The organism is Allopusillimonas soli (assembly GCF_004153445.1).
GTDB classification, from domain to species: domain Bacteria; phylum Pseudomonadota; class Gammaproteobacteria; order Burkholderiales; family Burkholderiaceae_B; genus Allopusillimonas; species Allopusillimonas soli.
The window spans coordinates 794,854-809,416 of sequence record NZ_SDQC01000002.1; the positions used below are offsets into that span (position 1 = coordinate 794,854).

At 60.4% G+C, this 14,563-nt stretch carries 14 protein-coding genes; 5 read left to right on the top strand and 9 right to left on the bottom strand.

Annotation, left to right across the window (positions count from 1 at the left end):
- Position 1 precedes the first annotated feature (1 nt).
- Positions 2 to 694: an ectoine/hydroxyectoine ABC transporter permease subunit EhuD gene (gene ehuD / locus ERD78_RS09505; protein ID WP_129969010.1), complete on the top strand. Its 693-nt coding sequence runs from the start codon at positions 2 to 4 to the stop codon at positions 692 to 694.
- Entirely contained in the window at positions 691 to 1,542 is an 852-nt protein-coding gene (ehuA, locus tag ERD78_RS09510; RefSeq protein WP_129969011.1) for an ectoine/hydroxyectoine ABC transporter ATP-binding protein EhuA, read from the top strand. Before ehuD ends, ehuA begins: the two co-directional genes overlap by 4 nt.
- A gap of 110 nt (positions 1,543 to 1,652) precedes the next feature.
- Here ehuA and thpD read toward each other — a convergent pair whose 3' ends face one another.
- The 7 genes from thpD to ERD78_RS09545 form a co-directional block, all read right to left on the bottom strand.
- Positions 1,653 to 2,573, bottom strand: a complete 921-nt coding sequence (thpD, locus tag ERD78_RS09515; RefSeq protein WP_129969012.1) for an ectoine hydroxylase — start codon at positions 2,571 to 2,573, stop codon at positions 1,653 to 1,655.
- Positions 2,574 to 2,606: 33 nt separating this feature from the next.
- Positions 2,607 to 3,002, bottom strand: coding sequence for an ectoine synthase (locus ERD78_RS09520; protein ID WP_129969013.1), 396 nt, complete (start codon positions 3,000 to 3,002; stop codon positions 2,607 to 2,609).
- Positions 2,999 to 4,306, bottom strand: coding sequence for a diaminobutyrate--2-oxoglutarate transaminase (ectB, locus tag ERD78_RS09525; RefSeq protein WP_129969129.1), 1,308 nt, complete (start codon positions 4,304 to 4,306; stop codon positions 2,999 to 3,001). The genes ERD78_RS09520 and ectB overlap by 4 nt, the downstream gene beginning before the upstream one ends.
- A 95-nt stretch (positions 4,307 to 4,401) precedes the next feature.
- The gene (ectA, locus tag ERD78_RS09530) at positions 4,402 to 4,965 is read right to left on the bottom strand and encodes a diaminobutyrate acetyltransferase (protein WP_371734576.1); all 564 of its coding nucleotides are present in this window, start codon (positions 4,963 to 4,965) and stop codon (positions 4,402 to 4,404) included.
- Complete coding sequence (locus ERD78_RS09535; protein ID WP_129969014.1) at positions 4,962 to 5,507, bottom strand: MarR family winged helix-turn-helix transcriptional regulator; 546 nt, start codon at positions 5,505 to 5,507, stop codon at positions 4,962 to 4,964. Before ERD78_RS09535 ends, ectA begins: the two co-directional genes overlap by 4 nt.
- A 228-nt stretch (positions 5,508 to 5,735) precedes the next feature.
- Entirely contained in the window at positions 5,736 to 7,193 is a 1,458-nt protein-coding gene (gene tldD, locus ERD78_RS09540; RefSeq protein WP_129969015.1) for a metalloprotease TldD, read from the bottom strand.
- A 164-nt stretch (positions 7,194 to 7,357) separates the two neighbouring features.
- Entirely contained in the window at positions 7,358 to 8,173 is an 816-nt protein-coding gene (locus ERD78_RS09545) for a carbon-nitrogen hydrolase family protein (RefSeq protein ID WP_129969016.1), read from the bottom strand.
- A 172-nt stretch (positions 8,174 to 8,345) separates the two neighbouring features.
- On the opposite strand from ERD78_RS09545, the gene ERD78_RS09550 reads away from it, so the two are divergent.
- The gene (locus ERD78_RS09550) at positions 8,346 to 8,699 is read left to right on the top strand and encodes an H-NS histone family protein (protein WP_129969017.1); all 354 of its coding nucleotides are present in this window, start codon (positions 8,346 to 8,348) and stop codon (positions 8,697 to 8,699) included.
- A 134-nt stretch (positions 8,700 to 8,833) separates the two neighbouring features.
- Here ERD78_RS09550 and ERD78_RS09555 read toward each other — a convergent pair whose 3' ends face one another.
- Positions 8,834 to 9,478 (bottom strand): DUF4136 domain-containing protein, encoded by a 645-nt coding sequence (locus ERD78_RS09555; RefSeq protein WP_129969018.1) that lies wholly within the window; start codon positions 9,476 to 9,478, stop codon positions 8,834 to 8,836.
- 172 nt (positions 9,479 to 9,650) lie between these two features.
- On the opposite strand from ERD78_RS09555, the gene pepN reads away from it, so the two are divergent.
- Entirely contained in the window at positions 9,651 to 12,332 is a 2,682-nt protein-coding gene (gene pepN / locus ERD78_RS09560) for an aminopeptidase N (RefSeq protein WP_129969019.1), read from the top strand.
- Between the two features lie 14 nt (positions 12,333 to 12,346).
- Positions 12,347 to 13,357, top strand: a complete 1,011-nt coding sequence (locus ERD78_RS09565; protein ID WP_129969020.1) for a class 1 fructose-bisphosphatase — start codon at positions 12,347 to 12,349, stop codon at positions 13,355 to 13,357.
- A gap of 129 nt (positions 13,358 to 13,486) precedes the next feature.
- On the opposite strand, the gene ERD78_RS09570 is transcribed toward ERD78_RS09565, so the two are convergent.
- On the bottom strand, positions 13,487 to 14,446 hold the full coding sequence (locus ERD78_RS09570; RefSeq protein ID WP_129969131.1) for a quinone oxidoreductase family protein: 960 nt from the start codon (positions 14,444 to 14,446) through the stop codon (positions 13,487 to 13,489).
- Between the last annotated feature and the right edge of the window lie 117 nt (positions 14,447 to 14,563).

A 14,563-nucleotide genomic window follows, 5' to 3' on the forward strand; every position in this document is an offset into this window, starting at 1 on the left:
CATGTTGTTCGGCATAGAATGGGACACCAGCAGCAACTGGACGCTCGCCGTCTCGATCTTCCCCATCCTCCTGCGCGGGCTCGTGGTGACCATCGAGGCCACGGTGGTTGGCTTCTTCATCGCCAGCGTCCTGGGTCTGGTCCTGGCGGCGCTCAAGTCCGCGCGCCTACGCATCATTTCATGGCCCGCCCGCTTCATCACCGAGTTTCTGCGCGACACGCCACTTCTTGTCCAGGTCTTTTTCCTGTACTACGTGCTGCCGGAATACGGCATCCTGCTGCCAGCCTTCCTGACCGGCGCGCTGGCGCTGGGCCTGCAATACAGCGCCTACACATCCGAGGTCTACCGGGCGGGCATCGAATCTGTGGCCCACGGGCAGACCGAGGCAGCGCGAGCGCTGGATCTTTCACCCTTGCGGCTGTTCGGCGTCATCATCGTGCCGCAGGCGATTCCGCGCATCATTCCCGCTCTGGGCAATTATCTGGTCTCCATCATGAAAGATGTGCCTGTGTTGTCCGTGGTGGCCATACTGGAAATGCTCAATGTCGCCAAGATCATCGGCGATCGCACGTTCAACTATCTGATCCCGCTGTCCATGGTCGGCGGCCTGTATCTTGTGCTGACACTGCTGGCATCGGCCGCCGTGCGCCACCTGGATCGCCGCCTGCCCAAGCAAGGAATACCATTACGATGAATTCGACCGACACCGCCAACACCGCCTCCCCGGAAACGGGCCAGACCATCGCGGCACCCGACCAGGCCGCGGCGGGCGAACCCATCATCAAGTTCGAAAAAGTCATCAAGCGCTTTGGCGACATCACCGTTCTGGACGAGCTGGATTTCCAGGTGCGCAAGGGCGAGAAAGTGACCATCATCGGTCCGTCTGGATCGGGCAAGTCCACAGTGCTGCGTATTCTCATGACGCTGGAAACCATCAACGACGGCGTCATCCATGTTGCGGGCAAGCCATTGTGGCACGAGGAAAAAGATGGCCGGCTTGTGCCCGCAGGCGAGGAGCACTTGCGCGAGATGCGCAAGGAAATGGGCATGGTTTTCCAGCAATTCAATCTGTTTCCGCACATGACGGTGCGGCGCAATATCACGGAGGCGCCAGTGCATGTACTGGGGCTGTCCAAGGCAAAAGCGGCGGAACGCGCTGAAAAATACCTGGATCTCGTGGGATTGGCCGAGCATGCGGATAAATTCCCCAGCCAGCTCTCGGGCGGCCAGCAGCAGCGCGTGGCTATTGCGCGCGCCCTGGCCATGCGGCCAAACATCATGCTTTTCGACGAGCCGACCTCGGCGCTGGATCCAGAGTTGGTGGGCGAAGTGCTCAATGTGATTCAGCGCCTGGCGGGCGAACACGACCTGACCATGCTGCTGGTCACGCACGAAATGCAGTTCGCCAAGCAAATTTCCGATCGCGTGTGCTTTTTCGACAAAGGCCGCATCGTCGAGGAAGGTCCGCCCGAGCAGGTGCTGGTCGCCCCGCACGAAACCCGCACGCAGGAGTTCCTGAAGGGCTTCATCAATCCGGAATGATGTCCTGCGAGAGCGGATTGCACGAACAGGCTTTATAGAAAACACCCCGCGGGCCAGGCCGGCGGGGTGTTCGTTCATCGGCACCGCTATTCGATGCCGGGCCGTCCAGTTCAGCCCGCGGTGGCCGGCGCCTCGACGGGCTCCAGCGCCTGGAAACGCTTACGCGTGGCGATGTGCTCCGGACGCGGCTTGAGGCCGTACTTGGGCGGCTGCAAGGTATTTTCCATGCTGTTGTAGACCATGAACACATTGGCGCGCGGCCACGGCGAGATATTGCCGTTCGATCCGTGCATGGTATTGCAGTCGAAAAATACCACCGAGCCCGCCTTGGCGGTCATCGGTTGAATGCCGCCCTGCTCCACCAGAAGTTGGAGGCTAAGCGTATCCGGTACGCCATACTCCTGCTTCTTGAGCGATTTCTTGTAGTGGTTCTCAGGCGTCTGGCCCTGGCAGGAAATGAACTGCTGGTGTGAACCCGGTACCAGCATGAGCGGCCCGTTGCAGGCATTGTTGTCGGTCAGCAGCACCGAGCAGCTCAGGGCCCGCATGGCCGGCATGCCATCTTCAACATGCCAGGTCTCGAAGTCAGAGTGCCAGTAGAACTCCTTGCCCTTGAAACCGGGCTTCATATTGGCACGGGACTGGTGCATGTACACCTCCGAGCCGAGTATCTGCCGTGCCACATTGATCAGGCGCGGATCGCGCGCCAGAAGGCCGATCCGTTCGCTGAGTTCGTGGACTCTGAATATGGAGCGCACGGCATCGCTGCCAGGCTCCGTAATCGCTTCCTCCAGCACCGTGATGGCGGGATCCGCGCTCATGCGCTTGATTTCGTCCAGCAGCGCCTGGACTTCGTCCTCGCTGAAAACATCCTCCAGCAGCAGGAAGCCATCGCGCTCATAGCTGGACAGTTGCGCGGGCTCGATCGCCTGCGCATAGCTGCCGCCACCATATACGACAGGATCTTGGCGGGCAATAATGGCCGCCGTCCTGTCGGTGCGCGAGGCGTACAGGTCTTGCATCGTATTCATGGCAACTCCTTTCTCGCGATGTGGCCTGCGGACTTACGCCGCAGTCGACTCAAGAGGATAGACCCCCTTGTCGTCATGCACCTCATAGCCTGTCAGCGGCGGGTTGAACACGCAGATGACACGCAGCGGCTCCTTGCCGCCGCGCAGCCAGTGCTCGTCGTGCTGGTCCAGGGCATACACGACGCCAGGACCCAGTGCGTATTTCTTGCCGTCGGCAATGGTTTCGACTTCGCCATCGCCTTCTATGCACCACACCGCCTCGAGGTGGTTCTGATAATGAATGTGGGTTTCGGTACCGGGAAAGATGACCGTTTCATGAAAGGAAAAACCCATGCCATCCTTCTTCAGCAGGACCCGGCGGCTCAGCCAGTTTTCCGTCTTGACCTCGCCATCGGTTCCAATGACATCCTTCACGTTTCTCACGATCATCGTGCTTGACCTCCAAATTTCAATACACGGGCACTGACGCCCTTCTCCGACAGAATTTCACCCACGCTGCGTTCAATGACCTCGAGCCCGCGCGCCAGTAGATCGTCCTCAATGGTCAATGCCGGCAGCAGCTTGAGCACTTCATCGTTGGCGCCCGACGTTTCGATGACCACGCCATGCTCAAACGCCCTATGCGCGATTTCGTTGGCCAGATCGTCGCCCACCGGCGTAACCAGACCTTGTATCAGGCCGCGCCCGCGCACGCTGAGGCCAGCCATGGGATAGCTGTGCACCAGGTTCTCGAGCCAGTCGCGCACCATATGCTCCTTGCGCGCCGTCTCTGCGGCAAAGCGGTCGTCGCTCCAATAGCTTTCAAGCGCCTGGGCCGCGGTCACGAAGGCCAAGTTGTTGCCTCGGAAGGTGCCGCTGTGCGCGCCCGGCTTCCAAATATCCAGTTCTGGCTTCATCAGAACGAGGGACATGGGCAGGCCAAAGCCCGACAAGGACTTGGACAGCGTGATGATGTCTGGCTGAATGCCGGCGGACTCGAAGCTGAAGAAGCTGCCCGTGCGGCCGCAGCCCACTTGGATGTCGTCCACGATGAGCAGCATGTCATGCTTGCGGCACAGCTTTTCCAGCTCCTTGAGCCAGCGGCGGGTCGCGACGTTGACCCCGCCTTCACCCTGCACAGTTTCGACGATGACCGCCGCCGGATGGTCCATGCCGCTGCTCGGATCATCAAGCATGCGCTCGAGATAGGCCATGGTGTTGACATCGGGCCCCAGGTAGCCGTCGAAAGGCATGAATGTGGTATTGCCCAGCGCCACGCCCGCCGCCTTGCGGAATTTGGCATTTGCCGTGACGGCCAGCGAACCGCCGCTGACGCCATGGAAACCATGGGTAAAGGAAATGACGTTCTGGCGGCCCTTGACCTGGCGGGCAATCTTGAGTGCCGCCTCCACCGCGTTGGTGCCCGTGGGGCCGGTGAATTGAAGGGTGTATTCCATATTGCGCGGCTTAAACAGCACGCGCTCGACGGTTTCAAGAAAGTACTGCTTGGCGCTGGTGGCCATGTCCAGGCCATGCACCACGCCATCAGTGTTCAGATAGTCGATGACCTTCTGCTTGAGAATAGGGTTGTTGTGACCGTAATTCAGTGTACCGGCACCGCTGAAAAAGTCGATGTATTCCTGGTTTTCCTCATCTGTCAGGATCGATCCGGTGGCTTTCTTGAAAACGACGGGAAATGACCGGACGTAGCCCCGTACTTCCGACTCCATCCGGTCAAAAATTTTCAAATCCATCATGTTTTCTCTCCTATTTTGAGAAACGCCACGTTCTGGCAGCCCAGTGCGCTGCCGGACGTTCCGGTTTCAGACTATCGGCCCGATCCTGGGGATCACAGGGGCTGCAGAGGGCCGATACGCAACAATGGCTCGTCGTCATGTCCCTGCGCGCCAAAGAGGGCGCGATCGAACAGGGGGCTTTCATGTACGGGAGCCTTGTACAGACGGGCCAGACTGGCAAACATGGCACGCGATGCGCCATTGTCCGGACCCACGGTGGTTTCGATATAACGCACGCCGGCCAAGCCAGGACGGTGCAGCAGATGCGCCAGCATGCGCTTGCCCAGCCTCTGGCCCCGGGCATCGGCATGCACGGCAACCTGCCAGACAAACAATGTATCCGGGCGTCCGGGGACAAGGTATCCCGAAATAAAGCCCAGGAATGCGTCCGCCCTGCCCGCCACCACGCTGGTGGCGCTGAAGTGCTCGCAGAGCAGTAGATAACTGTAAAGTGAATTGAGATCGAGTGGCGGGCACTCGGAAATCAGGCGATGGACAGCGGCGCCGTCCGTTCTTTGCGGCGGCCGCAGCCAGGCAGCGGCGGCCTCGCCCTCGTGTTTGGCGAGGAGGTCAGGGGGAGATCGAAGAGGTTGCGCGGTTGTTGGGCAATTTGTCACACCACCAGTCCCGATTCGGGAAGCGTCCCGCTGGTTGTCGGTACATCCAGTATGGGCGAGGCTTGCTCGCCGGGCGCTTCGGCCGGCACGACGCCATCGGACTCCATGAGATCGACGATGCGTTCGAGCGACATTGTGATGGTGGCCTGCTCTAACTCGGGCAGCGCCTTGAAAGCCTCGGACAGCTTTTTCTGCAGCGGCGAAGGCGTATCGGCCGCCAGTTTCCGGCCGGCATCGGTGGCGGACACAAAGACGATGCGGCGGTCTTCGCGGCCTCGTTCGCGCCGCACCAGCCCCTTGTCTTCCAGGCGGTCAAGAATACCCACGACCGTGCTGGCGCTGACGTGAATTTCACGGCTGATGGCCGTGGCTGTAAGCGGGCCATGGTCGATGACCGCACCCAGGCACACCAACTGCGGCGCGGTAATGTTGCTGCATGCGGCCAGTTGCCGCGAGTGCAACGCAACCGAACGCGTAATGCGGCGCAAAGCACGCAATATGCGCAGGTCGTAGTGTTGGGAAGGCATCAAGGGCGTAGTCATTTACGTAGTGTTATAAAGAATTCAATAAAATTGATTTCTACTGAAATCATAAGAGTATCGAACAATTAAGTCAAGCCGCGGCGCCGGCGTTTCCCGCTCCGCTCGCCAGGGAAAATGAGGAATTCCGTGGGCCAAACGGCCATCGCCCCAGCGCCGCGATTCATGCGGCGGCTGGGGCGATGCTTCCAGGACTAGGCGCCCAGGTATTTGCCGCTACGGGCGGGAGACCTAGGCAGTCCCTCCCACCGTCAGGCCGTCCATTCGGACAGTCGGCATGCCGACACCAACCGGGACGCTCTGCCCCTCTTTGCCGCAGGTGCCTACTCCCGAGTCCAGCCGCAGGTCGTTGCCGATCAGGCTGATGGTATTCATGGCATCGGGGCCGTTGCCGATCAGCGTGGCTCCCTTGACCGGATAAGTCAGCTTGCCGTTCTCGATCATATAGGCCTCCGACGCGGAAAAAACGAACTTCCCGCTGGTGATATCGACCTGACCGCCTCCGAAATTGGCTGCGTACAAGCCTTTGCCTACCGAGGCAATGATCTCCTCGGGCGGCACTTCGCCAGCCAGCATATAGGTGTTGGTCATGCGCGGCATGGGCAGGCAGGCATAGGACTCGCGCCGTCCATTGCCCGTTACGGGCATGTTCATCAAGCGTGCATTCAGCGTATCCTGCATATAGCCCTTGAGAATGCCATCCTCGATGAGCACATTGCGCTGGCTGGGGTTGCCCTCGTCATCGATATTGAGTGAGCCGCGGCGGTCGGCCAGCGTGCCGTCATCCACCACCGTAACACCCGGCGACGCCACCCGCTCCCCTATCCGGCCCGAGAACACGCTGGCCCCCTTGCGATTGAAGTCTCCCTCCAGGCCATGCCCCACGGCTTCATGCAGCAATATGCCTGGCCAGCCTGAGCCGAGCACCACGGTCATTTCACCCGCCGGCGCTGGGCGGGACTCCAGATTCGTCAGCGCTTCGTGCACGGCTCTGTGCACATAGCCGCGCAGAATGTCGTCGGTAAAATAGGCCAGCCCGGTGCGGCCGCCGCCTCCGCCCACGCCGACTTCGCGGCGGCCATTGCGTTCGGCGATCACAGTCAGCGACAGCCTCACCAGCGGACGCACGTCGGCAGCCAGGCGCCCGTCGCTGCCTGCGACCAGCACCACGTCGTACTCGGCGCCAAGGCTGGCCATGACCTGGATGATATGAGGATCTGCCGCGCGCGCCATGGCTTCGAAACGCTCGAGCAGCGCGACCTTCTCAGGCGCGCTGAGCGTGGCCACCGGATCCAGCGGCGCATACAGGCTGGATCGCGCGTGGGCAGGCTCCGCCAGTACCTTCTGGCGCCCAGCACCGCGCCGCGCAATCGTGCGCACCGCACGCGCGGACGACAACAGCGCATCGGGCGACAGGCTATCCGAATAGGCAAATGCGGTTTTCTCTCCACTGACAGCCCGCACGCCCACGCCCTGCTCTATGGAAAAGCTCCCCGTCTTGACGATGCCTTCTTCCAGGCTCCAGCTCTCGCTGCGCGTGTACTGAAAATACAGATCGGCATAATCGATTCTGTGAGTGAAAATGGTGCCCAGCGCCCGCGCCATATCGGATTCGCTCAAGCCCCAGGGATCAAGCAAAAGCGTTTTGGCAGTAGCCAGAGATGCGATGGAAGAATCAACTATTTTCATAAATAAGGGAATCAAGTGCGATTAATTCGCGATAATCTGGATTTATAAATAAATATAAACAAATATATTCAGAAAAATTCATCAAATAACAATTAATATCATCCAGATAATCGCCAGATCAGTCGGGATGCCCATGCGCCCGCATATGCGTGGCCTTTACACCTTTACATCGTTCTATGCCTGAGTGCCGGCAATGCCGTGCGCACCTCCTCCAGGCGCTGCTCATTTACACTTCCAGCAACAATGCCGGGGCCTTCCGGCAATACGTCCACAATATCGCCCCATGGGTCCACCAGCATGGAATGCCCCCAGGTGCGGCGTCCGTTTTCATGCTTGCCGCCCTGCGCCGCCGCGAGCACATAGCATTGATTCTCGATGGCGCGCGCGCGCAGCAACAGCTCCCAATGGGCCGATCCAGTCGTATAGGTGAAGGCCGCGGGTACAAGAATTAGCGTCGGCGTGGCCAAGGCGCGATAATATTCGGGAAAACGCAAGTCGTAGCAAATGGACAGCCCCACTGTTCCGCAAGGCGCCTCGAAGCACTGGGGCCCGTTCTCTCCTGGCCGTATTGCCACGGACTCGTCATAGGACTCCTCGCCCTTGCGAAACCCAAACAGATGGATCTTGTCGTAACGGGCAACCCGCTGCCCGTCGGGGCTGTAGACCAGGCATGAATTGTAGATGCGGTTCGAGTCGGGGCTTTTCAAGGGCAGCGTCCCGCCCGTCAGCCATATGCCGTGCCGCTGGGCCTGCACGGCCAGGAAATCCTGTATGAGGCCGCCGCCGGGCTCCTCCATGATGGCCAGCTTGTCCTCGTCCTTGCGGCCCATAAGGCAGAAATATTCCGGAAGCAAAACGAGCTTTGCACCCTGGGACACCGCCTGGCCAATAAGCACCGCCGCCTGCTCGAGATTATCGTGGACATTGGTGGAAGAAACCGTCTGTATTGCGGCAACCTTGAAATCAGTATCTGCGGTCATAATGCAATATTAGCTGTTGGTAATATAAATAAACGCCTCGATAATCCATTCAAATTAATCCGAACAGTCAAGCTGTCAACGTTTACAGCTGTTATCAAAGGCTTTGACAATAAAAACTGCGATAGAATATCCTACCTTTTTACGGACGCATTTCCATTTACAGGAATATTAAATGACCCGCGAAACAAATTCGGCCATTCAGAAAATCGAAAAAGAAATACAAAAGTTGCAAAAACAGGCCAAGGCATTGCAGGCCAAGCAACGCACGCCCGTCATAGCATCCATTATCCGCTCAATGCGTGAGTACGATATCACGCCTACGGATATCGCCGCGGCCTACACCCGTAACAGCGGCCGCAAGACCGCCAAAAAGGCGGCGGGCAGCGCCCCCAAGCGCGTGGTGCCGCCGAAATACCGGCACCCCGACAGCGGCGATACCTGGACCGGCCGCGGCAAGGCGCCACGTTGGATAACCGAAGCCGAAGCCCAAGGCAAAAGCCGCGACGAGTTTCTCATCAACAACTGACCGGCCCGAACCCGGCCCGGCGTCTGTCCGGAGCCGGATTCGAGCGCCCGGCGAGCGATCCCGGGTGCGATTGAAAATCATCACGGCAGGCGCTCCAGACCTGCGCGCGCCTGCCTGCCGGTGGCACCGCCGCCTTATCGGCCGCGCTCGTACTCCACTTCCCTCACCTGTCCGTTGTTGCCCGGGAAGCCGTCAAATACGGCGCGGGCAAGGTAGGGCATGGCCTGAAGCAGGTTGTCGTCCGTGCTGACATTGATGGCGCTGGAGCGGTATACCTCTTTGCCGCCCTGGGATTTGTCATCAATGACGACGGTAAGGGTGTTTTTGTACACAACCACTGGCACCGTTGCCACCGGCGGCGGAAAGTAAATCGCGCCGCCCCAGCTGCGATAGCCCCCATACCACCCAAACGCAGGGCCAAATCCCCATCCGTCATAAAGATATGGGTCGGCATAGCGCTGCACATAGGTGCGCGACGTGGGGTTGTCGTACTGTATATGGACGGCGAAGCGGGACGCGGAAGCGGAAGGCGCCTCGACAAGGCCTATGGGCCCGATGTTGGCACGCACCATGTCGGCGATGCTCTGGAATTCCAGGTTGTTTTCCTGTCCCGCCGCGGTCACGATGGCATATGTGGCGCCCTGGCTGTCCGCAGGCCATTTCTGAAAACTTGTGACCCGGGCGGACAAGGTCGAGGCGCAGCCCGTGACGAGCGTGATCGCGGCCAAGGCAAACCAGAATCGCATGAATGTGGCAAAACGCCCTTTGGATATCGGCATAATGTTCCCCGCGGGCGGTCGCCCGGCGCCCATGCGCCAGGCGCGACAATGACTCGCCCGTTGTTGCCATGAGACCACCAATGCGGCCGCAAGGTTGCATCTTTATTATAAAAACGGCAACACGCGGCAAACACTACAATAAGGCACATTGGAACCCGTTGAAACAGCTACCATGCGCACAGAATCCTCGCCGACAATATCACGCAACGATTATCAGCCCTACCCTTACGCCTTGCCCAGGGTCGAGCTGACATTCGACCTCGATCCCGCCTGCACGCGGGTGTACAGTCGGCTGCATCTTGAACGCCAGTCCGAAAGCCCCGAGCCCCTGGTGCTGAACGGCGAGGAGCTGGCATTGGAGTCCGTCTCGCTGGATGGCCGGCGCCTTGCCGTATCCGACTATCGGCTTGAGGATGGACGCCTGACACTGTTTCCCGAAGCGGCCCGCTTTGTTATCGAGTTGGTGAGCACCTGCCGGCCGCAGGAAAACTCTACCCTCATGGGCCTGTATGTCTCCGGCGACCACCTGTTCACGCAATGCGAAGCGGAAGGCTTCCGACGAATTACCTGGTTTCCCGACCGGCCCGACGTCATGGCGCGCTATACGGTGCGCCTGCGCGCCGACCGCGCGCGCTACCCGCTTCTTTTGTCCAATGGCAATCTTGCCTCTAACGACGAACTGCCGGACGGCCGCCACGAGGCCGTCTGGGAAGACCCCCATCCAAAACCGTGTTATCTCTTCGCGCTGGTGGCCGGCAGCTTCGACTGCCGCGAGCAGTCCCTGGACAAGGACGGCGGGGGCCAAGCCCTGCTTCAGGTCTATAGCGACCGGGGCTCGAACAGCAAAACCGCCTGGGCACTTGCCTGCCTCGAACACGCCGTACGGTGGGACGAAAGGCGATTCGGACTGAAGCTGGATCTCGACCGCTTCATGATCGTTGCGGCCCGCGACTTCAACATGGGCGCCATGGAAAACAAGGGCTTGAACATCTTCAACTCGGCATACGTCCTGGCCGACAAGGACACCGCCACCGATGCCGCCTATCGGGCCATCGAGGCTGTCATCGGCCATGAGTATTTCCACAACTGGACGGGCAACCGTGTCACTTGCCGCGACTGGTTCCAGCTTTCGTTGAAGGAAGGGCTGACTGTATTCCGCGACCAGGAGTTTTCCGCCGACATGCTGGCGCAGGGTCTGACCGGCACCGAGGCCCGCAGCGCCCGCGCAGTCAAGCGCATCGATGACGTCAGCACCCTGCGCATTGCGCAGTTTCCCGAGGATGCCGGTCCCATGGCCCACCCCATCCGCCCTGAAAGCTACCAGGAAATCGGAAACTTCTATACGGCCACCGTGTATGAGAAAGGCGCGGAAGTCATACGCATGCAGCATACACTGCTGGGCGAAGCCGGATTCCAGGCCGGCATGGCTGAATATTTCCGCCGCCACGACGGGCAGGCAGTCACATGCGACGACTTCGTCAGCGCCATGGAGTCGGTCTATACGCGGCTGCATCCGGGCAAGACGCTGGCGGTTTTTCGCCGCTGGTACAGTCAGGCCGGCACTCCGCGTGTCACGGTCGAGGTTTCCTGGGATCCGGCGCAGCAGGCCTGCAACATTACGCTGACCCAGCGCAATGCGCCGGCGGGCATAGAGAAGCTGCAGGACCCGCCCACAGCCAAGCCGCCACTGCACATCCCCTTTGCCATCGGCCTGCTGACCCGCGAAGGCAAGCCCATCACACTGCATCACGAAGGACGCCAAAGCGATACCGCCCTGCTTGAACTGACAGAGGCTTCGCACACGTGGACCTTCACGGGAATTCCGGAAAGCCCCGTTGTGTCGCTGCTGCGCAATTTCTCAGCGCCCGTCATCGTAGAGTATGAACGTCCGGACACCGACCTGGCACTGCTCGCCAGGCATGATGCCGATCCCTTCGCGCGCTGGGAGGCTGGGCAGGCGCTTGCCAGCCGCCAATTGCTGGCCATGATGAAAACCGGCGAAGCGCCCAGCGCTCTGTTCATCGATACCTGGCAAGCCCTGCTGCTGGACGCTGACATCACCGACGCCTATCGCGCCCGTGTGCTAGCCCTGCCCAGCGACCGGGAGCTCCTGGAAAAGACCACGCCGATGGATCCGTTGGCTGCCGTGCGCGCATGCCGCCACCTGCAATCGGCTTTGGGCAACAGGCTGACGCCGTACTGGATGGATGTCTATCGCAAGACCGCCGCGGACGCACAGGCCGACTACAGCCCCGATCCCGCCAGCGCCGGCCGGCGCGCCCTCAAGAATCTGGCGCTCTCCTACTTGATGGCCGCAGGCCACCCGGATGCGGCCGAGCTGGCCCGCATGCAGTACGACGTCGCCAGCAACATGACGGACCGCATGGGCGCTCTGTCCTGCATGCTGCGCTACGGCGCCTCCGGCGTGGCCATTCAGGTGCTCGATCATTTCTACCAACAATGGCAACATGACCCCCTGGTCATGGACAAGTGGTTTGCATTACAGGCAACGGCACCCGACGCCACGGTCGAGACAGTGCGCTCACTGATGCTGCACCCGGCCTTCTCGTTGCGCAACCCGAATCGGGCCCGCTCGGTCGTGTTCCAGTTCTGCATGAACAATCTTCAGGGCATACATGGCCCCGGCGGCTACGATTACTGGGCTGAACAGGTTCTGGCCCTGGACAGCCTGAATCCCGAGATCGCCGCGCGTCTGGCACGGGCCTTCGACAGCTGGAGCCGCTATGCCGACGCGCCGCGTGAGGGCATGCGTGCGGCGCTCGAGCATGTGCGCGGTCACGCGGGCCTGTCGCGCAATGTGTCCGAAATCGTCAATAAAGCCCTGAAAATATAATTCCTGGAGCACACATGTCACGTAAAACCCTGACTCAGTATCTGGTCGAACAACAACGCAAGGAGCAGGCTGTATCGGCCGAGGTCAGGCTCCTTATAGAAACCGTGGCCCGGGCCTGCAAGGCCATTGGACATGCTGTCAGCAAGGGTGCGCTGGGCGGCGTGCTGGGCAGTCTCGATACTGAAAATGTTCAAGGCGAAGTACAGAAGAAGCTGGACGTCCTGTCCAATGAAATTCTGCTCGAAGCCAATGAATGGGGCGGTCACCTTGCCGCCATGGCGTCGGAGGAAATGGAAACCATCCATCTGATTCCCAACCGCTACCCCAAGGGCGAATATCTGCTGCTGTTTGATCCGCTGGACGGCTCATCGAATATCGACGTCAATGTCTCCATCGGCACGATTTTCTCCGTACTGCACGCGCCGCACCATACCTCCGGCCAGGAAGTTGGCGAGGCGGATTTCCTGCAGCCGGGTTCGCAGCAAGTTGCCGCGGGCTATGCCGTATACGGCCCCCAGACCATGCTGGTCCTTACTGTCGGCACAGGCGTGGTGGGCTTTACGCTCGACCGGGAAATGGGGTCCTGGGTGCTCACGGATGAAGACATCCGCATTCCCGAGCAAACGGCGGAATTCGCCATCAATATGTCCAACATGCGGCACTGGGAGGCGCCCGTAAAGCGCTATATCGACGATTGCCTCGCGGGCAAGACCGGCCCGCTGGGCAAAGACTACAACATGCGGTGGATTGCCTCCATGGTGGCCGACGTGCATCGCATCCTGACCCGAGGCGGTATCTTCATGTACCCCCGCGACGAGCGCCCATCGGGCAAGAAGGGCAAGCTGCGCCTCATGTACGAGGCCAATCCCATGAGCTTCATCGTCGAGCAGGCTGGCGGCGCGGCCATCGACGGCAACTGCCGGATCCTGGATATCCAGCCCGACGCCCTGCACCAGCGCACTGGCGTGGTGCTGGGTTCACGGGAAGAAGTCGAGCGTGTCCAGCAGTATCACGAAACAGCTTGAGCCAAACCCGCGCTGCCCACGGACAGCGGCCCCAGGCGAACCGGAACGCAAGCGCCCCGAATCGAATCATGACGGATTCGGGGCGCCTGGCTCGTCTGCCCTGCTGTTCATCCGGCGGGCTGCACTGCGTCAGTCCAGCGTCAGGATGGTGGCACCGGTGGTCTTGCGGCCAGCCAGGTCTTCATGCGCCTTGCCGGCATCCTCGAGCGCGTAGCGCTGGCCGATCGCCACGCGTATCTTCTTCTTGACGACCAGGCTGAACATTTCGTCGGCGGCTGCCTGCAGCTTCTCCAGCGTGGCCACATGGTCGCCCAGCTTGGGGCGCGTGACGTACAGGGAGCCCTTGGCCGATAGAACGCCCAGGTTGACACCCTCGACGGGGCCGGAAGCATTGCCGAAGCTGACCAGCAGCCCTCGCGGCTGAACCAGGTCGAGCGAGGTCGTCCAGGTGTCCTTGCCCACCCCATCGTAAACCACGGGCAGCTTGTTGCCACCGGTGAGCGCCAGTACGCGCTCGACCACGTTCTCGCGTGAATAGTCAATGACCTCCCATGCGCCGTTTTCCTTCGCCAGCCTGGCCTTCTCGGGCGACGATGCGGTGCCGATAAGCTTGACGCCCAGGGCCTTGGCCCACTGGCAGGCAATTAGCCCCACGCCGCCCGCAGCCGCATGAAAGAGGATGGTTTCATTGCCTTGCAGGCGATAGGTTTGACGGAACAGATACTGGACCGTAAGCCCCTTGAGCATAAGGGCTGCCGCCTCGTCGAAACCGACGCCGCGCGGAATTTTTACCACGCGGTCGGCTGGCACGTTGCGCGCCTCGGCATAGGCGCCGATCGGACTTTGCCCATATGCAACGCGATCACCCACCTTGAGATGCCTGACCTTGCTGCCCACCGCCTCGACCACGCCGGCGGCCTCAAAACCCAGGCCGTGTGGCAGCGGGCTGGCATACAGCCCCGTGCGGTAATAAATATCGATGAAATTAAGGCCTATGGCCTTTTGTCGTATAGTTACCTCGTTTTCCTGCGGCGCGGGCACGTTCACCACGACTACCTTCAGAACCTCGGGGCCGCCATGCTGCTCCATTCGTATTGCTTTGACCTGGTTTTCCAAGACACACTCCTTCCATTAATAACGCGACTTGCTGCCGATAAAATCCCGCACTTCAACAACACGCTAGTTTAAATCCTTCCTCTCCGCCAT

Coding starts and splice junctions, on each gene's coding strand:
- ERD78_RS09545 (WP_129969016.1), bottom strand. CDS start 8,173: ATGACCGCAGATACTGATTTCAAGGTTGCCGCAATACAGACGGTTTCT.
- ERD78_RS09550 (WP_129969017.1), top strand. CDS start 8,346: ATGACCCGCGAAACAAATTCGGCCATTCAGAAAATCGAAAAAGAAATA.
- ehuA (WP_129969011.1), top strand. CDS start 691: ATGAATTCGACCGACACCGCCAACACCGCCTCCCCGGAAACGGGCCAG.
- tldD (WP_129969015.1), bottom strand. CDS start 7,193: ATGAAAATAGTTGATTCTTCCATCGCATCTCTGGCTACTGCCAAAACG.
- ERD78_RS09570 (WP_129969131.1), bottom strand. CDS start 14,446: ATGGAGCAGCATGGCGGCCCCGAGGTTCTGAAGGTAGTCGTGGTGAAC.
- ERD78_RS09520 (WP_129969013.1), bottom strand. CDS start 3,002: ATGATCGTGAGAAACGTGAAGGATGTCATTGGAACCGATGGCGAGGTC.
- ERD78_RS09565 (WP_129969020.1), top strand. CDS start 12,347: ATGTCACGTAAAACCCTGACTCAGTATCTGGTCGAACAACAACGCAAG.
- ERD78_RS09555 (WP_129969018.1), bottom strand. CDS start 9,478: ATGCCGATATCCAAAGGGCGTTTTGCCACATTCATGCGATTCTGGTTT.
- thpD (WP_129969012.1), bottom strand. CDS start 2,573: ATGAATACGATGCAAGACCTGTACGCCTCGCGCACCGACAGGACGGCG.
- pepN (WP_129969019.1), top strand. CDS start 9,651: ATGCGCACAGAATCCTCGCCGACAATATCACGCAACGATTATCAGCCC.
- ehuD (WP_129969010.1), top strand. CDS start 2: ATGTTGTTCGGCATAGAATGGGACACCAGCAGCAACTGGACGCTCGCC.
- ERD78_RS09535 (WP_129969014.1), bottom strand. CDS start 5,507: ATGACTACGCCCTTGATGCCTTCCCAACACTACGACCTGCGCATATTG.
- ectB (WP_129969129.1), bottom strand. CDS start 4,306: ATGGATTTGAAAATTTTTGACCGGATGGAGTCGGAAGTACGGGGCTAC.